The organism is Halalkalicoccus subterraneus, assembly GCF_003697815.1.
Classification (GTDB): Archaea; Halobacteriota; Halobacteria; order Halobacteriales; family Halalkalicoccaceae; genus Halalkalicoccus; species Halalkalicoccus subterraneus.
On the sequence record NZ_RDQG01000023.1, the window covers coordinates 20,607 to 44,153 of the forward strand.

Below are 23,547 nucleotides of genomic sequence, written 5' to 3' on the forward strand. Positions count from 1 at the left end.
GCGTATGAACCTCGATTCGATCGGGAAGGTCGGCGTCGTCGGCGCGGGGACGATGGGAAACGGCATCGCCCAGGTCTGTGCGGCGAGCGGCTACGACGTGGTGATGCGCGACATCGAAGAGGAGTTCGTTGAGAACGGGTTGGAAGCGATCGACGACAGCCTCTCCAGGTTCGTCTCGAAGGATCGACTGAGTGCTGAGGACGTAAAAGGGGTCAAAAACCGGATCACCGGAACGACCGATCTCACTGATCTCGCGGACTGCGATCTCGTGATCGAGGCCGCCGTCGAGAAAATGGGGATCAAACGGGACATCTTCGCGGACTTGGAGGACGTCACCGACGAGAACGCCGTGCTCGCGACCAACACTAGCACACTCTCGATCACGACGATCGCGAACGCGACCGAGCGCGAGGACCGGGTGATCGGTCTTCACTTCATGAACCCCGTCCCGATCATGGAGGGTGTCGAAGTCGTCGTCGGCGAGAAGACCGGCGATGAGACGGTCGAACTGGCCCACGCGTTCGCCGAAGACCTCGGGAAGACGACGTGGGAGTCGGACGACAAGCCCGGCTTCGTCACCAACCGGATCCTGATGCCGTGGATCAACGAGGGAATCCGTGCGTTCGACGAGGGCGTCGCCTCGAAGGAGGACATCGACGCGGGGATGGAGCTGGGAACGAACGTCCCGATGGGCCCGCTGACGCTCGCGGACCACATCGGCCTCGACATCTGTCTCGATGCCAGCGAGACGCTCTCCGAGGAGCTCGGTGACCGGTACAAACCCGCCTACCTGCTGAAGCGAAAGGTCGAGGCGGGCGACCTGGGCAAGAAAACGGGGACGGGCTTTTACGAGTACAAGTGAGCGACGAGAGCGAGGAACTGGCCGAAGCGCTGTATCGCGAACTCGAAGCGACCGAGGACCTCCCGATCGATCGGAAGGCGAACCGGTGGCTCGGCGAGGCCCAGGCGGTCGCGGAGGCGATCCGCGACGTGTCCGGAGACGCGCGCCACAAGGGGGCGAGAGACGTCGTCCGCCTGCTCTCGGAGGTCGAAAGAACGAACAACGATCGGGCAGACGAACACGTCGAGCGGGCGAAAGGGTTGGCCGAGCGGCTGGCTCAGACCTGATCGAACGGGCGTTCCGCGATCGTCGTCCGCAGGTCGCCGACGACGGCGGCGTCCGTCTCGTCGACCATCCGCTCGACGATGGCGTAGACTTCTCCCCGGGCGATCTTCACGCCCACCTCCGAGAGAGCGTCCTCCGGACGGGCCGAAAGCTCCCGGAGGGTCGCGACCGCGAGCAGGTAGGGGATCGCCCACGCCGCGAGCCGGTTGCCGTCGATTTCGGGGAGGGTTTCGAGATAGCGCTGGGCATCGTCGAGATACGTCCGTGCGTGGTCGGCGGTGCGCCGAACGACCGGCGCGGCCGCCGCGTCGGCGAGCAGTCGGTCCTCCGGAACGCCCTCGGAGTCGAGCCATACGGCGGGGAGATAGACGTTGTCCTCCTCCCGGCGGTCCGTGTAGACGTCCTTCGAGATGTTCACCAGTTGGAGCAGGAGACCGAACTGCTCCGCGTTCTCGTAGAGAGTTCGCTCGACGGCCGGGTCGACTTGGTCAGCGCTCGAAACGCTTCCGTCGGCTCTGGCGGCGACCCCGGGGCTCGGCTCGCCGGTGCGATCCCGACAGATGAGGTTCGTGATGAGGATTCCCACGGTTCCGGCGGCGTAGTAACAGTACTCTTCGAGTTCCTCACGGGTCTGGAGTCGGAGCCCGCCCCGGTCGCTGTAGCGTTCGACGAACAGCGCCATCCCGGAGATCAGTTCGAGAACGGGCGGACGAATGGCCTCCTTGACGCCCTCGGACTGGCGTTCGAACGTCTGGACGACGCGAGGGGCCTGCGAGACGACCTCCCAGTCAGCGGTTCGACCCCCATCCCCGTCCTCGGGGATCCACTCGGCGACGTCGTCGGAAAAGGCCTCGATCCCGGTCGGGTCCGTCGGGTCGAGGACCGCGTAGTAGGTCCGAAGCAGCGTCGATTGGGTCTCCGGCGGGATGTGGCGGGCGTCCTCAATGGTATCGGCGATTCGACAGAGCAAGTAGCCCACGCAGATGTACGACGACATGGGCTCCTCTAGGACGTCGATCGTCAGCGCGAACGTCCGTGAGACGCCATCGACCGCCTCGTGACACCATTCGAGGTCGGCAGTCGCTTCGGGCAACGAGTTCCGGGGAGATCCAGACATGACCGTTGGGGTTCCTATGGGTCGGAGGTAAAAAAACCCACAGGACCCGGCCTCGACCGTTAAAAGCGGTAGACTGTCGCTTTCACGAGGACAGGATAGGACAGTCGGCCGTCCGGAATCCGGTTCGATGTACCTTCGCACACTCGCCCTTCGGACGGAGACGCCCCACGACCGGCGTATCCGAAATCGAACCCGAAACCTAAAGCATCAACCGGGAAGATCGGTGGTATGGATTTCAGTCTCTCCGCCGAACAGAAACAGATCCACGGAATGGTCGCAGAGTTCGTCGACGAGGAGATCAAACCGCGCGCGAGCGAGATCGACGAGACCGACGAGTTCCCCCAAGATCTTGTCCGTGAGATGGGCGAGTTGGGGCTGATGGGGATGCCGTTTCCCGAGGAGTACGGCGGTGCGGGCCTCGATTATCACTCGTATGCGATCGGCCTCGCGGAGATCGCCCGGGGGTCGGGCGGGCTCGGCACCGTCGTCGCCGCCCACGTCTCGCTCGCGGGCAACATGCTCTACGAGTTCGGCAACGAGGACCAGAAGGGGACGTACCTGACGCCGCTCGCGGAGGGACGGGAGATAGGCGCGTTCGCGCTCTCGGAGGCCGGCGCGGGAAGCGACGTGCCCGCAATGGAGACGACTGCTCGAAAGGACGGCGAGGAGTACGTCATCGACGGCGGGAAGCTCTGGATCTCCAACGGGTCGGTCGCCGACACCGTCACCCTCTTCGCGAAGACCGACCCCGAGGCCGGCAACAAGGGGATCTCCTCGTTCATCGTCCGGCCCGAGGAGGACGAGGGCTTTGACGTCGAGGGCACGGAGCACAAACTCGGCGACAAGGGCTGTCCGACCGCGGAGCTCCGATTCGACGGGATGCGGCTCCCCGAGACCCGACGGATCGGCGAGGAGGGCGAGGGGTTCGTGCAGGCCCTAAAGACCTTGAACGGCGGGCGGATCACCATCGCGGCCCGCGGGGTCGGTCTCGCACAGGCCGCGCTGGACGACGCCCGCGAGTACGCGAACGAGCGCGAGCAGTTCGGCCAATCCATCGGCGAGTTCCAGACGATCAAACACAAGCTCGCGGACATGGACACCAAGCTCAGCGCCGCGCGCCTGCTCATGCACCGGGCGGCCGATAAGAAGATCCGCGGCGAGGACTACATCAAGGAGGCCGCACAGGCGAAGCTCTATTCGAGCGAGATAAGCAGAGAGGTCGCAAACGAGGCGATCCAGATCCACGGCGGGTACGGCTACACCACGGATTTCGACGTCGAGCGCTACTACCGGGACGCCAAACTCAACGAGATCTACGAGGGCACAAGCGAGATCCTCCGGAACACGATCGGCGACAAGGTGTTAGACTGACCTGACGACCTGATTCCGCTCAACGAATCCCGTGTCGTGCCGTTCCGACGTCCCGTCGGACTCGACTGCGTACTCAACGAATTCGACCGGTATCCCCACATCAAATGAGAGTGATTCGTTCGTCGCGGCCCGCCCGATAGCGCTTTCGGCCGATACTCAGTCCGTGTTCGTCGGCCGTCCCGACCCCGGCCACAGGCCCCGGTCACGGATCGCGAGCAGGAGCCGTGAGACGACGCTCAACAGGGGGAGTTCGAGCAGCGGGCCGATGACGAGCGCGAGCGGGATCAGCGGCTCGTGGGGAAAGGCGACCACCGCGATGGCGAGCGCCGTCGGGGAGTTGCGCGAGAGGATCGTACAGTCGAGACATGCGACCTCCTCATAGGAGAACTCGAGGACGCGGCCGATCCCCAGCCCGAGCAGGAAGTTGACTGCATAGAAGACCAACACGGGGACGGCGATCAGCGCGAGCACGCCCGGCTCTTCGAGGACGATCCCTCCCTGTGAGGCGAACATGGCGGCGATCGCGAGACAGAGGAAGACGATCTGGACCGGGGCCAGCCGCGAGGCCACGGTCCGGTCGAACCACTCCTCCCCGCGAGTTCGGATCGCGCCGCGCCGAGCGAGCGTCGCGGCGGCCAGCGGCACGACGAGCACGAGCAGGACGCTTTCGACGAGGAGGTCGAGCGGGAGCGAGACGAGGGTGCCCGCGAAGACGTAGAGGTAGACGGGCAGAAGCAGGAGCTGGAGGACGAGGTTGTAGGGAAGCAGCGAGGTCGCGAGCGACACGTCCCCGCCAGCGATGTCGGTAAAGACGAGGTACCAGTCGGTACACGGCGTCACCATGAGCATGAGCAGCCCGACCCACAGCGCCGGCTGGTCCCGGAGGAAGAGCGCACCGAGGAGCACGGCGAAGATCGGGTTCCAGACGAAGTTGATCGCGAGGCTCGTGCCGACGACCCGCCGGTTGCGAAACGCGTCCGTAAGCCTCGACAACGGAACCCGTGCGAACGCACCGAAGAGCATCATCATCAAGAAGACGAGGATCAGCGACTCCGCCACCGACGACACGCCCGGAACCTGCCCGGCGGCGAGCCCGCCGAGGACGGCCAGGATCACGAGGACCGTCTGGTACTTCTCGAGGAGGTCCACTACCCCCGGTTCGTCCTTGACGCCGATAACGACGCGGGTCACGACCGACAGGTTGGCCTTCCCGTCCCGCGAACGGAGGGTATGACCGAGACGGACACTGACGAAATCACCGTCGACTACCGCGAGACCGACACCGAGCGCGTCCTCGAGTTCGAGCGCGAGGGGCGAGTCATCGAGATCGCACAGAACCGCGAGGGCTACGCCATGCTGATGGTACGCGAGGGCGGCGACGAACTGGAGCGCTACTACGGCTTCGACATGGCGCTGGATCACGCCGCCGAACGGCTCGGGGTGCGACCTGCTGCCCTCCCGGTGCCCGATCCGGCGTCGGACATGGGACTGTGATTCGTCCACATTCGGCAGCCCTTTATCCGCCTATCGTCTACGAGTGACCATGACAGGTGTACGAATCGCTGGCACGGGACACACCCACTTCGGGCAGTTCCCCGAGCGCACGGGGCGGGACCTCTTCGCGGAGGCCAGCGGCGAGGCCATCGAGCAGTCGGGTATCGACCGCGACTCGATCGAGGCGCTCTTCTACGGGAACTTCATGGGCGAACTGGCGGAGGACCAGGGCCATCAGGGCCCGCTAATGGCCGAGATGGCGGGGATCCGAGCGCCCGCAACGCGCTTCGAGAGCGCGTGTGCCTCGAGCGGCGTCGCGGTGCGCGAGGCCGTCAAGGACGTCCGTAACGGCGAGGCGGACGCCATCCTCGTCGGCGGGGCAGAACGCATGACCAACCTCGGGACCGCGGGCGCGACCAAGGCGCTGTCGATCGCCGCCGACGAACTGTTCGAGATCCGTGCGGGAATGAACTTCCCCGGCGCGTACGCGTTGATGGCCCAGGCCTACTTCGACGAGTACGGCGGCGACCGGGAGGACCTGGCCCACATCGCGGTGAAGAACCACGAGAACGCCCTCGAGAACGAACACGCCCAGTACCAGCGTGCGATCACCGTCGAGGACGTTCTGGAGGCTCCACCCGTCGCTGAACCGCTCGGGCTCTACGACGCCTGCCCGATCACCGACGGCGCGAGCGCGATGGTGCTCGTCAGCGACGAGTACGCCGAACGCGAGGGGATCGACGCGCCCGTTTCGATCACGGGAACGGGCCAGGGCAGCGATCGGATAGCGCTCGCGGACCGCGAGTACCTCGTGCGCACGCCCGCGGCCACCGCGGCCGCCGAGGAGGCGTATGCGGATGCCGGAATCGGCCCCGAGGAGGTCGAAGTCGCGGAGGTCCACGACTGCTTCACGATCGCCGAGGTGCTCGCGGTCGAGTCGCTCGGCTTCTTCGAACACGGAGAGGGGATCGGGGCGGCCCGCGCGGGCGAGACGACGAGAGAGGGGCGGATCCCGATCAACCTCTCCGGGGGCTTGAAGGCGAAGGGCCATCCCGTGGGGGCGACCGGGACGAGCCAGATCATCGAGCTCTCGAGGCTGCTGGCGGGTGAGCACGTCAACAGCGACGCCGTTCCCGACGCCCGCATCGGCCTCGCGCATAACGCCGGCGGCACCGTCGCGAGTACGACGGTTCACGTCTTGGAGGTCGCGCCATGAGCGAAGCGAGGCGCCACGCGCCTCGGGAACGCGATCGGACCACGTCCGCGAGCGAGTGTAACGGGCGACTGGCGCGATTACGCCAGAGCGGGGCTCTGGCGGTAGTCGCACGAGGGAGCGTGAGCGAGCGAGTGTGGGGACGACGGAACGGAGTTCTGGAGAGGGAGTCATGAGCGAACAACGCGACGAGGGCTACGACGAGTGGATCGCGGCGATCGACCGGGGCGAGGGCTACGCGCTCGAATGCCCGAACGGACACGGATCGCTGCCGCCGCGCAGGCTCTGTCCGGAATGCGGTGATCCCGACCTCGAAGAACAGCCGCTACCCGACAGCGGGACGCTCGATACCTATACCCGAATTCATGTCGCGACCCCCGAGTTCGTCGATGACGCCCCCTACACCGTCGCGATCGTCGACTTCGGAATCACCCGTCTGACCGGCCAGCTTCGCGGGGTTGAGGAACCCGAGGCCGGGATACGCGTGGACGTCGGGGTCGAGGAGCGAGAAACCGAGGACGAACCGTTACTGGTCTTCCGACCCGCGTAGCTCCTCTCGGATCACGCCGACGAACTCGCGAGGGTGTTCGACGTGGGGCAGCAGGCGGGCGCGGTCGATCACGACGAGCTTCGCGTCGGCCGTCTCCGCGAGGGTGCGGCCCTGCCTGAGCGGCGTGATGTCCGCTTCCCGGCCCCAGACGAGCGTCGTCGGCACGTCGAGGTCCGAGAGTTCCTTCCCGAGATCGATCGGTCGGTCGAGAAAGCCGCTGATGAACGAGGCGGGCGCGTAGCGCGCGCCGGGCTGGTGGGCACTCACCCACTCGTAGTCGAGGGTCTCGTCGGTGAGGTTCGCCATGTCGTAGTAGCCGTGGTCCGCGTTGAAGTACCGGATCGAGGGCTTGCTCGCGATCAGGTTGTACAAACCAGTACCGACGACGGGGGCTCGGAGCAGCGAGCGCAGGCGCGGGCGCTTGGTCGGCATCGTCCGTGCGGTCGGGCAGACGAGAACGAGCCGCTCGAAATCGATATCGGCGGCGGCCTCGACGGCGTACGCGCCCGACAGCGAGGAGGCGATGCAGGTGGCGTCCTCGACGGTATCGCGCGCGAAGTCGGCAAGAAACGCGGAGTAGAGCTCCCCCGAGTACGAAAGCGGCGGGCGCTCGGAGTTCCCGAAGCCCGGCAGGTCCGGGGCGATGACGTGAAACTCCTCGGCGAGGTCCTCGACGACCGCCGCGAACTCGTGGCTGGAGGCGGCGGCGTTAATCCCGTGGACGAGCAGGAGGTCCGGGTCGGTCGGCTCGCCGGATTCGGTGTACGAGACGTCCATGCCGCGCCAGCGGTAGGTGTGCTGGCGGCCGGGGAGGGCCGACGAGAGCGATCCGGCACGACTGGCGAGCGTTCGGTTACCGGTTGCGGCGAGGCCGACGGCGGCCGCGCCGGCGCCGACGAGGCGTCGTAGCTTCATGCTCGGTCCATCGGACGGAGGGGTCTTAACCCTGATCGACCGCGCTGTTCGGCCAGTTCAATTCCTTCTGCAGATAACAGCCGTCTTCCAGACGGCGTTCGAACTCACGGAGCCGGGACGCCCGCTGGTCGCCGTCGAGTTCGAGTCGGACGTGACACGCTTCGTCGTCGATCTCGGAACGTGGCCCGACCGGACCGACACGGGGGACGATCCGAGATATCACGTTCGGATCCGACGATACTCGTGGCAGGATTCGGCGGCGCCGGCGACCGAGACCGCGATCGAGGTCCCCGGGTTCGGGAGTTTCGATCACGTCGGCTGAGCTATCGCGGCGATGGTTCCGCCTCCTCGCGTGCGAGACACTCCGCCAGTGGCTCGATGATTCCGTCGGCGACCGTGTAGGGATCGGTTTCGCGGGCGACGATCCGATCGACCAACTCCTCGATCCCGCCGCGGCGCTCGATCTCTCCCTCAAGCAGTCGGCCGGCGTCCTCGCGAAGCAGGGTGCGGACCTCTTCGGCGTAGCGGGTGCGCGCTTTCTCTTCGAGCGCGCCGGAGGTCTCAAGGAACTCGCGATGGGCCGAAAACGCATCGAGCAGGTCGGAAAGTCCCTCGCCGCTCGTGGCCACGGTCTCGACGATCTCGGGGGTCCACTCGCCGTTGTCGCGGCCTTCGAGCATCTCCGAGAGCTGTTTCACGGTTCGATCGGCGCCGGCCATGTCGGCCTTGTTCACGACGAACACGTCGCCGATCTCCAAAATGCCGGCCTTGAGCATCTGGATGTCGTCGCCGCTCTCGGGCTGGACGAGGACGGCGACCGTGTCTGCCGTGCGCACGATATCGACCTCGTTCTGGCCCGCCCCGACCGTCTCGACGATGACCCGGTCGATCCCGAAGGCGTCGAAGGCCGTGATCGCGTCGCCGGTCGCCGTCGAGAGTCCCCCTAACTGGCCGCGAGCGCTCATCGACCGGACGAACGTGTCCATGTCCCCCGTAGTGGAGGCCATCCGGATCCGGTCGCCAAGCACTGCGCCACCGGTGTACGGCGAGGAGGGGTCGACCGCGATCACTCCTACTGTAAGGCCCTCATCACGGTAGGATTTGGCGAGTTTGTCCACGAGCGTCGACTTTCCCGCGCCCGGACTCCCCGTGATTCCGATGACCTCGGCGTCGCCGGTGTGTTCGTGGAGCGCGGCCACCAGGTCGCGGTAGCCCGGCGAGCGGTTCTCGATCCGCGTGATCGCCCGCGCGAGCGCGCGGTACTGCCCGTCGAGGAGGTTCTCGACGAGATCGGCGTCGGGGCTGCTCATCGCTCGGGGGCGTTCTCGCGAACGAACTCGATGGTTTCGCTCATGGGCGTCCCCGGTCCGAAGATGGCGTCGACGCCCGCCTCCTGAAGCGGCTCTTTGTCTTTGTCGGGGATCACGCCGCCGAGGATGATCAGCGTGTCCTCGAACGCGCCGTACTCCTCGAGTCCGGCGACGATCTTCGGGACCAGCGTGTTGTGAGCCCCCGAGAGGATCGAGATCCCGAGCACGTCAACGTCCTCCTGGACCGCCGCCTGGACGATCTCGTCGGGCGCGTTGTGCAGCCCCGAGTAGATGACCTCGAAGCCGGCGTCGCGGAACGCCCGCGAGATGACGTGAGCACCACGATCGTGGCCGTCGAGGCCGACCTTCGCGACCAGACACCGGATCGCCCGCTGGTCCTCCTCGACGCTCATTTCGATCGCCTCCACACGGTGTTCATGGCCGTACTTTTCCGTCGAGGGGTTTCACTGTAACGGACGTCCATTATGGAGATCGGAAACGACTGATGAAACCCAATTCGGTTATACCATCGTATCGTGTCACCTCGTTCGGTTTCTGGGAAGGGTCATACAGTTCCGGCGTATAGGGTCCGTAGTGGCCGTTTCAGTCCGAATTACTGAATCCCGACGGATCGAGTTCTCCGCCAACGAGGTGACCGGTGCGGTCGGTGATTCGCTTACGGTGTTGCCGATCGTGGTCGCGCTGGCGCTGTTGACCGAGATCTCGCTTCCGCACGTACTGGTCGCCTTCGGCGTCTTCCAGATCGTGTGGGGGGTCTGGTACGGTCTGCCGATGTCGGTCGAACCGATGAAGGCGCTCGCCGCGCTCGCGATCGCAGGCGCGCTCTCGTATGCGGAGCTCGCGCTCGCCGGCCTCGTGTTGGGAGTCGTGTTTCTCGCGATCGGGACGACGGACACGCTGTCCGTCGTCGAGCGCTGGATCGGCGAGCCGGTGATCCGGGGGATCCAGTTCGCGGTGGGACTGATCCTGCTGGAGACCGGCCTCTCACTCGCGGCGGGGGACGTGGCGCTTGCGGCCGTCGGACTGGCGGTCGCGCTTGCGGTCATCGCGTTCGGCTACGGGAACGCGAGCGCGCTCGTCGTACTGGCGATCGGCACGGGGATCACCCTCTGGACGGCCGGATTCCCCGCCATCCTGTTTCCCGGCGTTCCGCCGACACTCGCACTGGGCGAAGCGCTGACGTGGAGCGCGGCCGACGGGATCGTCGCGCAGTTCGCGATGACGATCGGCAACGCGGCGCTCGCGACGTCGCTGCTCTTTGCCGATCTGTTCGACGAGGACGTACCGGCCGACGACCTCGCGACGAGCATGGGCGTGATGAACCTGCTTACGGTCCCGCTGGGCGGGATCCCGATGTGCCACGGCTGTGGCGGCCTCGCAGGCAAGTACGAGTTCGGCGCGCGCACCGGCGGGGCGAACGTGATCCTCGGAACGGGTTACATCGCCCTCGCGTTCGTGACGACCGGCGCGCTCGTCGCCGCCTTTCCCCTGGCGATGCTCGGAGTGTTGCTCGCGATCGTCGCGGTCTCACTCGGCGCGAACGTCCGGGAGTCGTCGAACCTCCCGCTCTCGGTCGGTATCGGGCTGCTCGCGCTGGTCTGGAACATCGGGGTGGCGTTCGCGCTGGGGATCTGTGTGTATCTCCTGTTCGAACGCTACCGACGCGGGGCGTGACTCAGGGATCGGTCGGGACGACGGCGGTCGACTGGATCCACGCCCGGTCGTTCTCGGCGTCCTGGATCACGGCGATCGTCCGCGACTCCTGGCGGTACTCGCTGTATCGATATCTGTCCCCCTCCCACGGGCGTTCGGTCAGTTCGTCGGCCACACCGTCCCCTCGGCAGTGAGGTATGATAAGCCTTGACAAATCAGTCCGTCTCCGGGAGTGCGTACGCGCCGGCGACGAGGAAGACGACCGCGAGCCCCGAGAGGATCGCGAGGTCGGTCACCCAGGGCCCACCCGACACCGTGACCTCCCGGACGCCCCGCGAGAAGTAGGTGAGAGGAAGGAGGTCGATCACCGGCCCCATCCACGACGGAAGGAGCGCGGGCGGAACGAACGTCTCGGCGAGAAACAGCATCGGCAGCGCGACGGAGTTGGCGGCGGCGATCACGCCGTCCTGGGAGTCCGCAATCCGGCCCAGAAGCGCGCCGATCCCACAGAAGACCGCCGAGCCGACCAGTACGAACGGGACCAAAAGCGGCGAGAGGGAGAAGGTGGCGTCGGTGAGCAGCCACAGCACGGCGATGAGGATCGCACTCGCGATCCCGACGAGTACGGCGTTGACGAGGGTGTGTGCGAGCAGCCATTCGGTCCTCTTGAGCGGCGTCGTCGCCAGCTTCTCGAATCGGTTTCCCTCGCGGTGGCGCGCGACGGTGCTGCCGACCCGCGAGAGCGGCGTGAACAGGACGACGACCGCGAGGTAGCCCGCGAGATAGTACTCGGGCGGTTCGGTGAACAGTCCGCCGCCCGTGGGATCGGTCGTCACGAGCGCGCCGAAGATGACGATCAGGATCACCGGGAAGAAGAAGGTGAAGAAGACCGCGGTTCGCCGGCGGACGAAGGAGTACCACGCCGCGACGAACTCCGCGCGGGTGCGCGAAAGCGAACTCATCGGGCCCCTCCGACCGGGGCGGGTTCCTCGGCGGCCCGCTCGCCCGCGAGTTCGAGATAGACGTTTTCGAGGGAGGGCTGGGTCCACGAGAGCGACTCGTAGTCGATGTTCGCCCGTTCCAGTGTGGCGACCGCCTCCCCGATCTCCTCGGGACTGATACCGTGGATCGTGAGCGTTCGGTCGCTCGCGGAGACGCGATATCGACTTCCAGCGAGCGCGTCGGCTCCGGCGTCGGTCTCGACGACGAGTCTGCTCTCCCCGCCGTGGTCGGCGACCAGCGCCCCGGGAGAACCGACCTCGACCAGCCGGCCGTCGGCGAGCAGTCCGACCCGATCGGCGAGCTCCTCGGCCTCCTCCATGTTGTGCGTGGTGAGAAAGACGGTCGTACCGTCGGCGGCGAGGTCGGCGACGAGCCTCCAGAGGTCCCGGCGGCCGGCAGGGTCGATTCCAGTGGTCGGCTCGTCGAGGAAGAGCAGATCGGGGTCGTTGACGAGCGCCGTCCCCACGCAGATACGGCGTTGCTGCCCGCCCGATAGCGTCTCGTACCACGAATCGGCGTCGTCGGCCATCCCGACCTCCGCCAGAACGTCCACGACGGGGCGAGGCTCGTCGTACAGGCCGGCGTAGTACTCGAGCAGTTCGCGGCCGGTGAGGCGTTCGGGTGGCGAGAACGCCTGCGGAAGGAGCGAAATCCGGTTCTCATCGACGGATTCGGGGGAGGATCCGAATACGGAGACAGTCCCCTCGACGTCGGTAGTGCCGGTCAGCGCGCGCACGAGCGTCGTCTTGCCCGCGCCGTTCGGGCCGATGAGCGCGAACACCTCGCCACGCTCGACGGTCAGGGAAACGCCGTCGAGGGCGGTCGTGTCGCCGTAGCTCCGGGAGAGTCCCTCGGCGACGAGCGCGTCGTCCATATCGGGAGAAGTGGCGAGGCCGTCCTAAGGGGTTCGATCCGTTACCGGCGCCGGTAGCGGTTCCGGATCAGGATCACCCTGACGTATCGCGAGTCGAGGGACGGGATGGGTGATACCGTCTTCCGAACTCTATATAGTACACGGTAGAGATCATATAGAAATGACGCGTATATATGGTTCGATGCTCATACATATAGATCATAGCAACTGACATACCCGTACTGGCGTTTGATACACTCGATGGCCCACGACTCAGGGTATCAGGTCGATTCGGTATCGCGGCGAAAGTTCCTCCTCTCTTCGGGTGCCGTCGGGGCGACGGCGCTCGCGGGATGTAGTTCGGACGCGAACGACGGTGGCGGCGGTGGCGGTGGTGATGGCAACGGGAGCGGTAACGGAAACGGGAGCGGAGACGGGGGCGGAGACGGTTCCCAGAACCTCTCGGGGGACATCCGGATCTCCGGGAGCAGCACGGTCTACCCGGTCGCCCAGGAGGTCACTCGGCTGTTTCAGGAGGAGAACTCCGACGTGAGCTTCAACCTCACCCGCGACGGCAGCGGCGGCGGGTTCGAGAACGTCTTCATCCCCGGCGACAGCGACCTCAACAACGCGAGCCGCCCGATCGAGGAGGGAGAGCTCCAGCGGTGTCGCGACAACGGGTTCGAGCCCGTCGAATTCTTCATCGCACAGGACGCGCTGACCGTGGTCGTGAACAACGAGGCCGACTTCATCGACTCGATTTCGCTGGAGGATCTCGAGACCATCTGGTCGGCCGAGAGCGCGCCGGAAAGCTGGTCCGACGTCAATTCCGACTGGCCCGACGAGCCCTTCGACCTCTACGGTCCCGCGAGCACGTCGGGGACCTACGACTACTTCATCGAGGCCGTTCTGGGCGAGGACGGGCAGATCCGCGACGACTTCGAGGGCACCGAGGAGGACAACCTCATCGCGCAGGGCGTTTCGGGCAACGAGTACGCGTTTGGCTACCTCCCCTTCGCCTACTACACGAACAACCCCGACAGCGTCAAGGCGCTGACTCTCAGCGAGGGTGGCGGCGATCCCGTCGAACCGAGCCTCGAGGGCGCCCAGAGCGGTGATTACCCGCTCGCGCGCCCGCTGTTCTTCTACGGGAACATGAACATGATTCAGGAGAAAGAGCACCTCCAGGCGTTCCTCGAGTTCTACATCAACGAGGGCGACGAGGACTACATCGCCGACGATATCGGCTACGTCCCGAGCAGCGACGAGATGGTCCAGAACAACCTGGACGCCCTCGAACAGGCGACCGCCGGCGAGTACGAGTACAGCGCGTAGCGTGGGTCAGTTCCCCGCGACCGAGTCGCCCTCCTCCCCTCTTTGACAATGAGCAATAGACAAGATCCGGAGGCGAATTCGCTCCAGCGGAGCGGGTTCGTCGTCCGGAAGGAACGGCTGTACGGCGGTCTGATAGCCGCGTGTGCGGTACTGACGATCTTCGTGACGGTTGGAATAGTTCTCGCGCTGTCGGGCCAGGCGATCGCGTTCTGGTCGGAGATCTCCCCGATCAGGTTCTTCACCGGTACGCAGTGGAGCCCGATCATCAGCCAGAACTACGGCGTCCTGCCGCTGGTCAGCGGGACGCTCATCGTGACGATCTGTTCGGCGCTCATCGCGCTCCCGATCGGGCTGGCGGCCGCGATCTACCTGAGCGAGTACGCGAGCGCGCGTGCCCGCTCGATCCTCAAGCCGGCACTGGAGGTACTGGCCGGCGTTCCGACGGTGATCTACGGGTACATGGCGCTCGTCTATATCACGCCGCTGTTCGGGAACGTCCTCCCGCTCTCGGTGGGACTGATCCCGCCCGGGGTCCCGGTCCTGCCGGAGTTCACGTTGGTCGTGCCCGCACTGCGGACGTTCAACGCGCTGTCGGCGAGCATCGTCGTCGGGATCATGATCATCCCGATGGTTTCCTCGATCAGCGAGGACGCGCTGAGCGCGGTGCCCGACTCGCTTCGGGAGGCGGCCTACGGCCTCGGCTCGCGGAAGTTCGACGTCTCGACGCGGGTCGTCGTGCCAGCCGCAACGTCGGGAATCGTCGCCTCGTACGTGCTCGCGATCTCGCGGGCCATCGGCGAGACGATGGCGGTGACGATGGCGATGGGGATGAGCCCACAGATGCCGTACTTCCCGAACGTCCTGCGGAACCTCGCCGAGTCAAGCCAGACGATGACCGCCGCGATGGTACAGATCGCGGGCGCGGATCAGACTCCCGGAGCCACCTACGAGGCGATGTTCGCCATCGGAATGACGTTGTTCGCCATCACGCTCACGATGAACGTGCTTGCGGAACTGGTCCGACGCCGCTTCAGGGAGGCCTACGAGTGATGTCCACGGAAGATACCACCACCGATCGGCTGCAACGAACCACGAGGCATCGATTCGACCAGCTGAAGGGCCAACTCTTCGAGGCGCTTCTCGTCGTCGCGACGCTCGTCGGAATCGTTTCGTTGCTCGTGTTGTTCGGGTACATCGCCCTCGACGCGTTTCAACCGATGACGGCGTCGGCTCAATGGTACCTCCTGTACTTCGGGACGCTCGTGGCGCCGAGCGCCGCCTTCACGCTGTACGCTCGCCGTCGCCCGGCGGTCAGGGCGGCCAACGCCAGGGCCTTTGCGGTCGTCTTCGGCAGCCTCGCGGTGAGCCTCGTTACCTACGTCGTCGTGGACTCCCTGAGCCCCTACGACGTCCTGATCTACGCCCTGTTCGGCGCGATCCCCCCGGTCCTGATCGGGCTCTACGGTCGCGAGCGCCACAGTCAGCTCACTGGTCCGGCGATCCCGGTGTCGATACTTCTCGGGCTCGCGCTCGCGGGCGGGCTCTACGGCGTGCTCCGCCCGATCGTCGGTTTGACCGCCCACTGGATCGCCTACGTCGGTATCGTGACGCTCCCGGTCGCGGCGATCCTGGGGGCGCTCGAGACGCACCGCCGGTCGCGTCGGGAGGGCGCGTTCGTCGCGACGGCGGTTTTCCTCGTAACACTCGCAGTCGCCGTCGGCGGGCTCGCGACGGGACGCGATCCGTCGCTCTGGGTCGTCCTCACCTCGGCGTTCGTCCTCCCGGTCGGCTACGTCGTCGGCGAGACGGTCCTGACGGATGAGGAGGGCCGGATCGGCGTCCTCGGCCCGTTCATCGTCATCGGCGGCGTATTGCTGGGGGCGGCCCTCGAACGAGCACTCGGGATCCAGGGCTTGGAGGGATTTCTCACACCGTCACTACTGTTGAACTCCTGGGACGGCCTCAACGCGATCAACGCGGGCGTCTACCCGCAGATCGTCGGCTCGATCGTCATCGTCGGGTTCATGTCGATCATGGCGTTCCCCGTCGGAATCGGCGCGGCGGTCTACCTCGAGGAGTACGCGCCCAAGACGGGTCCGTTCGGGCGGCTCGCGACGCTGCTCGAGGTGAACATCTCGAATCTGGCCGGCGTTCCGTCGGTCGTCTACGGGCTGCTCGGGCTGGCGCTGTTTCGGAACACGCTCGGGTTCGGGTCCGGCGTCGTGATTGCCGCCGCGGGAACGCTCGGCTTCCTCATCCTGCCCATCGTCGTCGTCTCGACACAGGAGGCGATACGGGCGGTCCCGAACTCGTTGCGCGATGCGGCCTACGGAATGGGCGCGAGCCGCTGGCAGGTGCTCCGTGGCGTCGTGCTTCCCCGTGCCGTTCCGGGGGTACTTACCGGTACGATCCTGTCGCTCGCTCGTGCGATCGGCGAGACGGCGCCGCTGGTCATCATCGCCGTCGCGACGACGACCTACACGCCACCGTCGGGTTTGTTCTCAAGTGCGACCGCGCTACCGCTGCAGATCTTCGCCGCCCGCAGCAACGTCGACGCCGCGTTCAGACACGGCGTCGTCCCGGCGGCCGCGATCGTGTTGCTGGCGCTGATGCTCGCGATGAACGCGAGCGCCGTCCTAATCCGCAACCGGTTCGATCGCGAACACTGAGCACCGGACGGTGCCATCGACGAATCGCCCGAAGCGTTCGCCGGGAGGGTGATGGTTTAGGTGATCGAGCCTGCAGGGAGCGTATGGAGTATCACAACCTCGGTTCAACCGGGACGACGGTTTCGGAACTCTGTTTCGGAACCTGGCGCTTCGGAAAGGAGAGCGGCGGCACCGTCGAGACCGACAGGGACACCGCCCGCGAGTTGCTCGATACGGCTTGGGAGCACGGTATCAACTTCATCGACACCGCGAACGTCTACGGCACTCCCAACGGAACGAGCGAGGAGTACATCGGCGAGTGGCTGGAGGATCACGACCGCGAGGAGTTCGTGCTCGCCTCGAAGGTGTACTTCCCCTTCGACGGGTGGGGCGAGCCCGGCCCGAACGACTCGGGGCTGGGGCGCAAACACATCCGCGCGCAGATCGAGGGCACCCTCGATAGGCTGGGAACGGACTACCTCGATCTCTACTACATCCACCGCTTCGACGAGGACACCCCCATCGAGGAGACGCTCGATACGCTCGATACGCTGGTCGAGAAGGGCAAGGTGAACTACCTCGGCGCCTCGACGATGGCCGCCTGGCAGCTGACGAAGGCGCTGTGGAAATCGGAGGTGGAGGGGTTCGAGCGCTTCGAGGTGACCCAGCCGCTCTTTCACGCGGCGTATCGCGACGACGTCGCGGACTACCTCGACGTCTGTGCGGATCAGAACCTGGCTGTCTGTCCCTACTCGCCGCTGGCGGGCGGCTTCCTCACCGGCAAGTACGAAAAGGAGGGTGAGGAAGTCGTCGGCCCCGAGGGCTCGCGCGCGGATCTGGACGACCGCTTCGAGGACTACTACGTCTCCGAACGCGGCTGGCAGGTCTTAGAGGAGATCCGCGCGGTCGCCGACGAGGCGGGCGCGACCCCCGCACAGGTCTCGCTGCGCTGGCTGATGGATCAGGAGGCGTTCTCGTGTACGCCGATCGTCGGCGCGCGCACAACCGACCAATTGGAGGAGAACGTCGGCGCGGTCGAGGTGGACCTCTCACGTGAGCAGCGCGAGCGGATCGAGGACGCGCGCTACGAGGAGGAAGGGCGACGCTTCGGTCACTAAGTCACTGACCGCGGCGCTGTTCGCGTTTCCGGCGCCAGCGCACCTCGCGGTCGCTCATCCCCTCGTTTTCACCTTCATCGTCGTTCGTCCGCTCGCGCTTGAACGGTCGCCAGTACAGCAGGGCAATAGTGGCGAGAAAGATCGCGGTACCGGCGACGTACGACTGGAGGCTCGTGGCCACCGCGGTTCCGGCGCTGCCGAACGCGCCGACGAAGATCGGCGCGATCAGCGGCCAGACACACGAGAAACACGAGAAGAGGCCGATGACGCCCCCGAGCGCGGAGTCCGCGGCGTCGATGAGAGTCGCGTAGACGAGATACGAGAGGGCGACGTAGCCGACGACGAGGAACGGAACGAGCGTAAATCGGACGAACTCGCCGTTGTACGAGATGATCGGGCCGATGCCCGGGGAGGGCATCGAGACGTCGAGCCCGGTCGGGAGCTGTGGGATCCCCGTCCAAGCCAGCCCTCCGAGGACGAACAGCGCCAGCAGGTAGCCGACCGCGACGGCGCCCGCGATATATCGGTGGCGCTTCGTTCGAGGATCGGGGTTCGTCCGCAGGATCGCCCAGAGACCGACGTTGATCCAGATAAACGGATAGACGACCGCGAAGACGCTCTCGACCCGTACGTCCGCGATGAGGTGATAGACCACCAGAACGGCGAGTTCGGTGTTGACGAGCAGCCCGCCGTACAGCAGCGTCGAGGTCCGCGGGCGGAAGCGGTCGGGGAGCGAATCGAAGTCGAGGGTGCGGGTCATAGGGCGAGCGCATCGACGATGATCGCCAGCAGCAGCATCCCCAGATAGGCGTTCGAGGCGTGGAACGAGCGCATCGCGGCGCTTCGGGTCTGCTCGCGATGCAAGCGCATCACCTCGCGCAGGAAGATCGCCCCGAAGACGACGCTAGTAGCGGCGAAGAGCCAGCCCAGCGTGTCGACGGCCGCCAGCAGGCTCGCGGCGACCAGCGTCGCGCCCAGGTAGTAGACGATGTGCTTTCGGGTGAGGCGCTCGCCCCGCACCACGGGCATCATCGGGAACCCGCCGCGTTCGTAGTCGTCCTTGTACGCGAGCGCGAGGTTGTAGAAGTGTGCGGGCGTCCAGCAGAAGATCACGCCCGCGAGCACCAACGCCGGCAGGCCGATCTCCCCCGTTGCGGCGGCCCAGCCGATCAGCGCGGGCAGGGCCCCCGCGGCCCCGCCGATGACCGTGTTCTGGACCGTGTTCGGTTTCAAAACGAGCGTGTAGACCACGCTGTAGAAGACGATCGCGGTCAGACCCAACAGCGCCGCAAGCGCGTTGACGAAGACGTAAAACGTCGCGAGCGAGGCGAGTCCCAGCAGCACGCCGAACGCGAGCGCGTTCCTGACGGAAACGATCTCGGTCGCCAGCGGGCGGTCGGCGGTGCGTTTCATGCGCTGGTCGACGTCGCGTTCGAGCACGTGGTTGAAGGTGCCGCTCGCGCCGATGGCGAGGGTACCACCCAAGAGGGTGGCGACGATCGTGTCGACGGTGAGTGCAGGGCCCACTGCGAGGGCCATCGCCGCGGCGGCGACGAGGCAGAGCAGCCACATCAGCCGCGGCTTCATCAGGCTGAAGTACGCCCCGAGCGTCGCCCGCAGGCCGGTCGTCGATCGTGGCTCGGGAGTCGGGGCGTCCGGACGATCCCGGACCGGTTCGGGGTCCTTGGTGAGCGGTTCGTCGCGCTCGCGGGTGGGGAAACGGCGTTCGAGCGACCACGCGAGACCGACCAGTAGCCCGCCGAAGATGAGGGTCCCGACCAGCAGGTGAACCGCCGAGATCGTCGGTGGCGCACCCGTCGTGGCGACGACTGCACCGATTCCGACCTGAACGGGGTAGAGCCCCGCGGCGACGAGGAGCGCTCCGCGCACGCGCGGTGGCTCGCTTCGCCACCCCATGACGACGCTTGCGAGGGCGCCGACCCCGACGAGCGCCGCGAGCAGGCGGTGTGTCCACGCGATCGTGACGGCCGTCCCGGCAAAGGGGTAGGCGCCGCCGCAGGCAGGCCACGTCGAGCAGGCTGCGGTGGCGTCGGTGAGCGCGGTCGTCGCACCCGCAATGACCAGCAGATACGCACCCATCGTCGTCGCCGCGAGCACGGCGAGGAAACGCGACCGGTCGGCGATCGGTTCCGTAGACACGTCTACTTCGGACTTGGTGTGGGCGTACTTAGCCTCCGCGGTCGCGTCGTCCGACCCGAAAACGCACACATTTATGCCCGTTCTCGCAAAGCAACGGGTATGAAACGGACCCGGAGCCTCCTCGTCCTCTGTGTGGGGCTTTTTCTGTTCGCCGTCGAGCCGGTCGCGGCACAGAACTCGATCAACGACCAGCTCATCGGCGAGTTGAACAACGTCCTCCTGTACGCCGCGATCCCGATCACCCTGCTGGTACAGGCGGTCCTGATCTACGCGGTGTTCAAGTTCCGTAACAACGACGACCCGCGCCCGACCCAGGAGAACCGCCGACTCGAGATCACCTGGACGGTCGCGACCGCGATCGTCCTCCTGTTCGTCGGACTCGCGTCCTATCAGGTGATGGCGGATCCCTTCATCACCGCCCAGAACGACGACGTCCCCGGCGAGGACGCCGTCGAGATCGACGTCGTCGCGTACAACTACGGCTGGGACTTCATCTACCAAGATGAAGGAATCGAATCGACCAGCTCCGCGACGATCCCGACCGACACCGAGATCTACTTCAATGTCGGGGCCAGCGAAGAGCAAAACTCCTACATACACGGGTTTCACGTCCCTGACCTCGGGTTGAAACAGGACGCCAACCCGGGCCAATCGAACACGGTGAAGACCGAGGTGTACGAGGAGGGCGAATACCAGGGCTACTGTTCGAAGTACTGTGGTGTGGGCCACTCGAGCATGTACTTCACCATCGACGCGGTGAGCGAGGACGAGTACCAGCAGTGGGTCCAGGAGCAGCAGTCCTCCGGCGGTAGCGGCAACGAGAGCGGTGGCAACGAAAGCAGTGGCAACGAGAGCGGCAATGCGAGCGGCGGTAACGAAAGCAGCAACGCTAGCGGCGGTTCATAACGTTCAAACGCATTTCCTTCTCCGGCCCGCCCGTCCGACGAACGCTCCATTTCTCCGAAACGTGTGTCCGACCCACATGCCGGCTGGGTTACCGTTATCACGGTTGCTGGCGTATCGACGACCATGCCAGAAGAAGTACTCTTCAAGACCGAACAGTCCCGCTCGCGCGAGGAAATCGCCACCTACCTCCGAGCGGTCGCCGACAAGCTCGATGGGAACGGCAGCCTCACTCTCAGCGCCGGCGACGAATCGGTGGATCTCGCGGTCCCCGACCGGCCCACCTTCGAGATCAAAGCCGAGCGCGAAAGCGAGGGAAACGACTCCGAACTCAGCGTCGAGTTCGAACTCGAATGGGACGAGGGCCAAGAGGGAGAAAGCGGGACGAGCGGCGATCTAACCATCGAGTGACGTCAGTCGGGCTGCATCGATAGCCGCACGTTGAGCACCTCGCGAGTCCATCGATGGTCGAATATCTCCGGAAGCAACTGTGGGCGTCATCCGTTTTCATCCGTGAGGCCGTCCCATCTTCGGCATCGGTAAACGGGTGTGTACGCGGCAGGTTCGCTGTCGATCACGTTTCATCGCTGCGTTACGTCCCGTTTCATCGCTCAACAGCGCGCCTGCGTCGGCCCACGGGTCCCGATGAGGGTTAAGGACCAAGTTCAGTTGGTGTCGACACAAACGATAGCCCCAGCAGTGAGGGGTGGAATAGGGGACAGAGAAGATCGAGAAGGCGACCGCGCTACCGTCTCAGATGACCGCGCCGAGGTAGAGGACGACGACGAGGAAGATCCAGACGACGTCGACGAAGTGCCAGTACATCGAAACCGTCGAGACGGAGGTGTGACGTTCGGACGAGTACTGCCCGTAAAGCGCCCGAAGGAGGAGGATGCCGATGAGAACGGCCCCCATCGAGACGTGCAGCCCGTGCAAACCAGTCAGCCCGTAGAAGGCACTGGCGTACAGCGCCTCTTGGGCTGCGGCCAGCGTGAAGCCCTCGTGGACGATGAACTCGTAATACTCGTAGCTCTGTCCGATGAGGAAGACCACGCCGAGCATGAAGGTCGCGGCGAGACCGAGGGTGAAGTTGCGGTGGTTGTCCTTGAGCAACTGGGAGTGCGCCCAGTGGATCGTCCCGCTGCTCAGAACCAGAATCAGCGTGTTCGCGAGGACGATCTCGCTGATGATGGGGATCTCGACCGAGCCGAGCGTGACGGTGCCGGCGACGAGCGGCCCCGAGATCACCTCGAAGTCCGCGGGGGGCCACGAGACGATACGGATGTGGAAGTAGTAGACGAAGACGGCGCCGAAGGTCGCGACCTCCGTACACAAAAAGAGCACCATCCCCCAGCGGAGGCTCGCGTTGCCGTGGTCTTCGGCGTCCCAGAACGCCTTGACGAACGCGTGGTACGTCCAACCGTACAGTCCTGCGAGGAACGTGGCGACGCTCACGGCGAAGACGCCGCCGCCGACGATCGGTGCGAGCGCGAGCCCGCCGAGCGAGAGGATTGTCAGGGCCGCGCCGACGTAGATTCCGGAGGCGCCGATGGCAGTGATGAAGGGCCACCAGCTGGCCTCACCAAAGCCCTTCGGCCAGTCTTCGACGGCCGGGAGGTGGTGGCCGTGGTCGTCGCCTGAGTCTTCGGAGACGGTCATGGAATCGCCTTTCGCGTCGATTACCAAAAAGCCTCCCAACCGCCGCCGCCTCCGGAAGCTACAACAGACCGTCCTCCCTATCGGCGGTATGGTCGAGTACGCCCTCGACGGCGACGAGACGGTCCACACCTGTCCGCACTGCGAGCGCCCGTTCGCACGCGCGGAGTACGTGACGCTCCACGCCGGTCTCGACCACCCCGGAACGCTCTCGGAGGAGGATCGCGAGCGATTCGCAGCGGCCTACCGCAGCGAAACCGCCGGAATCAGACGATTTCGATTAAAGGCGATCGGGACCCTGATCGGTCTGTATTTCACCTTCCTGTTCGTCTACCTCGTGGTCGCCTAGTTCGATGGGTTTTCGGTTGGTTGTTCCCTATGGTGGGTATGGAAGAACAGACGGGGCTGAGTGATCAGTACCGAAAGGCCAGCCCGTGGCCGCTGTTTATCGCACTGGGGCTCGCGGTCGCGGAGGTGGGCGTCATCTTCGATCTCGTTCCGATCGCGGTCGGCGGGATCCTGTTGCTCGTCGGCAGCCTCGGCGGGGTCATGAGCGAATCCGGTTACACGGCGACGCCGTGGCGATTCATCGGCGCTCTGGGTGGCGTCTTCGTGATCGTCGGAATCGCCCTGACCGTGCTGTACCCGCTGGGTGGCGGCGGCGCCCTGAACATCGGCTTCCGTGGCGTGGCATTCGGCGTCGCAGGCTTCCTGTGTATTGTCGGGGCCCTTGGCGGCCGCTTTGTCGTCGAAGATCGATCCTCGGTGTGAGGACGGAACCACTAGCTATTTGATTGCCGACCGGGTACGTCGGGTATGAGCAGACTGCTCGACGACCGCGTCTTCAACAAGGAGACGCTGCTCGATTCGACGGTGAACCTGGTCCCGTTCGGTATCCTGGCGTTCTTTCTCGTCCTGTTCATCGTCGCAACGCCCGACGGCTGGAAGGACGGGTCGCTGATGAGCATCTACATGCTGACGCTGGTTATCAGCATGAGCTGGGGGCTGCTTCACCTGACGTACGCGACCGCAAAACGGATCTGACAGGTCACCGGCGGACGGTTTTCACGCCGGCGGAACCTAACGTTTCATTACGCTCCGA

At 65.5% G+C, this 23,547-nt stretch carries 28 protein-coding genes; 17 read left to right on the plus strand and 11 right to left on the minus strand.

Annotated features, from left to right (window positions below; all coding sequences use genetic code 11):
* Window positions 1-4 precede the first annotated feature (4 nt).
* Window positions 5-862, plus strand: coding sequence for a 3-hydroxyacyl-CoA dehydrogenase family protein (locus EAO80_RS06495; RefSeq protein ID WP_122089119.1), 858 nt, complete (start codon window positions 5-7; stop codon window positions 860-862).
* Window positions 859-1,128: a hypothetical protein gene (locus EAO80_RS06500; protein WP_122089120.1), complete on the plus strand. Its 270-nt coding sequence runs from the start codon at window positions 859-861 to the stop codon at window positions 1,126-1,128. Before EAO80_RS06495 ends, EAO80_RS06500 begins: the two co-directional genes overlap by 4 nt.
* Here the strand turns inward: EAO80_RS06500 and EAO80_RS06505 are convergent.
* Entirely contained in the window at window positions 1,119-2,243 is a 1,125-nt protein-coding gene (locus tag EAO80_RS06505; RefSeq protein ID WP_122089121.1) for a squalene/phytoene synthase family protein, read from the minus strand. The two genes, EAO80_RS06500 and EAO80_RS06505, sit on opposite strands and share 10 nt — an antisense overlap.
* 228 nt (window positions 2,244-2,471) lie before the next feature.
* On the opposite strand from EAO80_RS06505, the gene EAO80_RS06510 reads away from it, so the two are divergent.
* Window positions 2,472-3,614 carry an acyl-CoA dehydrogenase gene (locus EAO80_RS06510; RefSeq protein WP_122089122.1) on the plus strand — a complete coding sequence of 381 codons (1,143 nt, stop codon included), beginning with the start codon at window positions 2,472-2,474 and terminating at the stop codon, window positions 3,612-3,614.
* Window positions 3,615-3,770: 156 nt separating this feature from the next.
* Here the strand turns inward: EAO80_RS06510 and EAO80_RS06520 are convergent, their stop codons facing one another.
* The gene (locus EAO80_RS06520) at window positions 3,771-4,763 is read right to left on the minus strand and encodes an arsenic resistance protein (RefSeq protein ID WP_122089151.1); all 993 of its coding nucleotides are present in this window, start codon (window positions 4,761-4,763) and stop codon (window positions 3,771-3,773) included.
* An 81-nt stretch (window positions 4,764-4,844) separates the two neighbouring features.
* Between EAO80_RS06520 and EAO80_RS06525 the strand changes: the two genes are divergently transcribed.
* From EAO80_RS06525 to EAO80_RS06535, 3 genes are all read left to right on the plus strand, one after another.
* Entirely contained in the window at window positions 4,845-5,108 is a 264-nt protein-coding gene (locus EAO80_RS06525; RefSeq protein WP_122089123.1) for a DUF7111 family protein, read from the plus strand.
* Between the two features lie 49 nt (window positions 5,109-5,157).
* Window positions 5,158-6,324: a thiolase domain-containing protein gene (locus EAO80_RS06530; RefSeq protein ID WP_122089124.1), complete on the plus strand. Its 1,167-nt coding sequence runs from the start codon at window positions 5,158-5,160 to the stop codon at window positions 6,322-6,324.
* A 169-nt stretch (window positions 6,325-6,493) separates the two neighbouring features.
* Window positions 6,494-6,871: a Zn-ribbon domain-containing OB-fold protein gene (locus EAO80_RS06535; RefSeq protein WP_122089125.1), complete on the plus strand. Its 378-nt coding sequence runs from the start codon at window positions 6,494-6,496 to the stop codon at window positions 6,869-6,871.
* Here EAO80_RS06535 and EAO80_RS06540 read toward each other — a convergent pair.
* Window positions 6,848-7,786, minus strand: coding sequence for an alpha/beta fold hydrolase (locus EAO80_RS06540; protein WP_122089126.1), 939 nt, complete (start codon window positions 7,784-7,786; stop codon window positions 6,848-6,850). The two genes, EAO80_RS06535 and EAO80_RS06540, sit on opposite strands and share 24 nt — an antisense overlap.
* On the opposite strand from EAO80_RS06540, the gene EAO80_RS19995 reads away from it, so the two are divergent.
* A complete protein-coding gene (locus EAO80_RS19995; protein WP_211330654.1) occupies window positions 7,785-8,108 on the plus strand; it encodes a hypothetical protein in 324 nt (107 codons plus the stop codon). The genes EAO80_RS06540 and EAO80_RS19995 overlap by 2 nt on opposite strands.
* 1 nt (window position 8,109) lies before the next feature.
* Here the strand turns inward: EAO80_RS19995 and meaB are convergent, their stop codons facing one another.
* Both meaB and EAO80_RS06555 read right to left on the minus strand, forming a co-directional pair.
* The gene (gene meaB, locus EAO80_RS06550) at window positions 8,110-9,096 is read right to left on the minus strand and encodes a methylmalonyl Co-A mutase-associated GTPase MeaB (protein ID WP_122089127.1); all 987 of its coding nucleotides are present in this window, start codon (window positions 9,094-9,096) and stop codon (window positions 8,110-8,112) included.
* Entirely contained in the window at window positions 9,093-9,509 is a 417-nt protein-coding gene (locus EAO80_RS06555; protein ID WP_122089153.1) for a cobalamin B12-binding domain-containing protein, read from the minus strand. Before EAO80_RS06555 ends, meaB begins: the two co-directional genes overlap by 4 nt.
* Before the next feature lie 181 nt (window positions 9,510-9,690).
* Here EAO80_RS06555 and EAO80_RS06560 point away from each other — a divergent pair, with 181 nt between their 5' ends.
* Complete coding sequence (locus tag EAO80_RS06560; protein ID WP_122089128.1) at window positions 9,691-10,791, plus strand: putative sulfate/molybdate transporter; 1,101 nt, start codon at window positions 9,691-9,693, stop codon at window positions 10,789-10,791.
* Window position 10,792: 1 nt separating this feature from the next.
* Here EAO80_RS06560 and EAO80_RS19560 read toward each other — a convergent pair whose 3' ends face one another.
* From EAO80_RS19560 to EAO80_RS06570, 3 genes are read right to left on the minus strand one after another with little or no spacing between them, the layout of a single operon-like run.
* On the minus strand, window positions 10,793-10,945 hold the full coding sequence (locus EAO80_RS19560) for a hypothetical protein (RefSeq protein ID WP_162993908.1): 153 nt from the start codon (window positions 10,943-10,945) through the stop codon (window positions 10,793-10,795).
* 40 nt (window positions 10,946-10,985) lie between these two features.
* Window positions 10,986-11,732: an ABC transporter permease gene (locus EAO80_RS06565; protein WP_122089129.1), complete on the minus strand. Its 747-nt coding sequence runs from the start codon at window positions 11,730-11,732 to the stop codon at window positions 10,986-10,988.
* Entirely contained in the window at window positions 11,729-12,646 is a 918-nt protein-coding gene (locus EAO80_RS06570; RefSeq protein WP_122089130.1) for an ABC transporter ATP-binding protein, read from the minus strand. The genes EAO80_RS06565 and EAO80_RS06570 overlap by 4 nt, the downstream gene beginning before the upstream one ends.
* 240 nt (window positions 12,647-12,886) lie before the next feature.
* Here EAO80_RS06570 and EAO80_RS06575 point away from each other — a divergent pair, with 240 nt between their 5' ends.
* From EAO80_RS06575 to EAO80_RS06590, 4 genes are all read left to right on the plus strand, one after another.
* Window positions 12,887-13,960: a phosphate ABC transporter substrate-binding protein PstS family protein gene (locus EAO80_RS06575; RefSeq protein WP_122089131.1), complete on the plus strand. Its 1,074-nt coding sequence runs from the start codon at window positions 12,887-12,889 to the stop codon at window positions 13,958-13,960.
* Between the two features lie 48 nt (window positions 13,961-14,008).
* Window positions 14,009-15,010 (plus strand): phosphate ABC transporter permease subunit PstC, encoded by a 1,002-nt coding sequence (gene pstC / locus EAO80_RS06580; RefSeq protein WP_122089132.1) that lies wholly within the window; start codon window positions 14,009-14,011, stop codon window positions 15,008-15,010.
* Window positions 15,010-16,629, plus strand: coding sequence for a phosphate ABC transporter permease PstA (gene pstA / locus EAO80_RS06585; RefSeq protein WP_122089133.1), 1,620 nt, complete (start codon window positions 15,010-15,012; stop codon window positions 16,627-16,629). Before pstC ends, pstA begins: the two co-directional genes overlap by 1 nt.
* 83 nt (window positions 16,630-16,712) lie before the next feature.
* A complete protein-coding gene (locus EAO80_RS06590) occupies window positions 16,713-17,726 on the plus strand; it encodes an aldo/keto reductase (RefSeq protein ID WP_122089134.1) in 1,014 nt (337 codons plus the stop codon).
* A 1-nt stretch (window position 17,727) separates the two neighbouring features.
* Here EAO80_RS06590 and EAO80_RS06595 read toward each other — a convergent pair whose 3' ends face one another.
* Together EAO80_RS06595 and EAO80_RS06600 are read right to left on the minus strand one after the other, a co-directional pair.
* On the minus strand, window positions 17,728-18,486 hold the full coding sequence (locus EAO80_RS06595) for a DUF7546 family protein (RefSeq protein WP_122089135.1): 759 nt from the start codon (window positions 18,484-18,486) through the stop codon (window positions 17,728-17,730).
* Window positions 18,483-19,871, minus strand: coding sequence for a heme o synthase (locus EAO80_RS06600; protein WP_394343429.1), 1,389 nt, complete (start codon window positions 19,869-19,871; stop codon window positions 18,483-18,485). Before EAO80_RS06600 ends, EAO80_RS06595 begins: the two co-directional genes overlap by 4 nt.
* Before the next feature lie 114 nt (window positions 19,872-19,985).
* Between EAO80_RS06600 and coxB the strand changes: the two genes are divergently transcribed.
* Both coxB and EAO80_RS06610 read left to right on the plus strand, forming a co-directional pair.
* Window positions 19,986-20,792, plus strand: a complete 807-nt coding sequence (gene coxB, locus EAO80_RS06605) for a cytochrome c oxidase subunit II (protein ID WP_122089136.1) — start codon at window positions 19,986-19,988, stop codon at window positions 20,790-20,792.
* 123 nt (window positions 20,793-20,915) lie between these two features.
* Window positions 20,916-21,200, plus strand: a complete 285-nt coding sequence (locus EAO80_RS06610) for an amphi-Trp domain-containing protein (protein ID WP_122089137.1) — start codon at window positions 20,916-20,918, stop codon at window positions 21,198-21,200.
* A 342-nt stretch (window positions 21,201-21,542) separates the two neighbouring features.
* On the opposite strand, the gene EAO80_RS06615 is transcribed toward EAO80_RS06610, so the two are convergent.
* The gene (locus tag EAO80_RS06615) at window positions 21,543-22,448 is read right to left on the minus strand and encodes a cytochrome c oxidase subunit 3 (RefSeq protein WP_122089138.1); all 906 of its coding nucleotides are present in this window, start codon (window positions 22,446-22,448) and stop codon (window positions 21,543-21,545) included.
* Between the two features lie 88 nt (window positions 22,449-22,536).
* Here EAO80_RS06615 and EAO80_RS06620 point away from each other — a divergent pair, with 88 nt between their 5' ends.
* The 3 genes from EAO80_RS06620 to EAO80_RS06630 are packed head-to-tail and all read left to right on the plus strand — an operon-like array spanning window position 22,537 to window position 23,489.
* Window positions 22,537-22,794, plus strand: coding sequence for a DUF7410 domain-containing protein (locus EAO80_RS06620; RefSeq protein WP_122089139.1), 258 nt, complete (start codon window positions 22,537-22,539; stop codon window positions 22,792-22,794).
* Window positions 22,795-22,832: 38 nt separating this feature from the next.
* A complete protein-coding gene (locus EAO80_RS06625; protein ID WP_122089140.1) occupies window positions 22,833-23,216 on the plus strand; it encodes a DUF7541 family protein in 384 nt (127 codons plus the stop codon).
* Window positions 23,217-23,261: 45 nt separating this feature from the next.
* Complete coding sequence (locus EAO80_RS06630; RefSeq protein ID WP_122089141.1) at window positions 23,262-23,489, plus strand: DUF6684 family protein; 228 nt, start codon at window positions 23,262-23,264, stop codon at window positions 23,487-23,489.
* Window positions 23,490-23,547 lie beyond the last annotated feature (58 nt).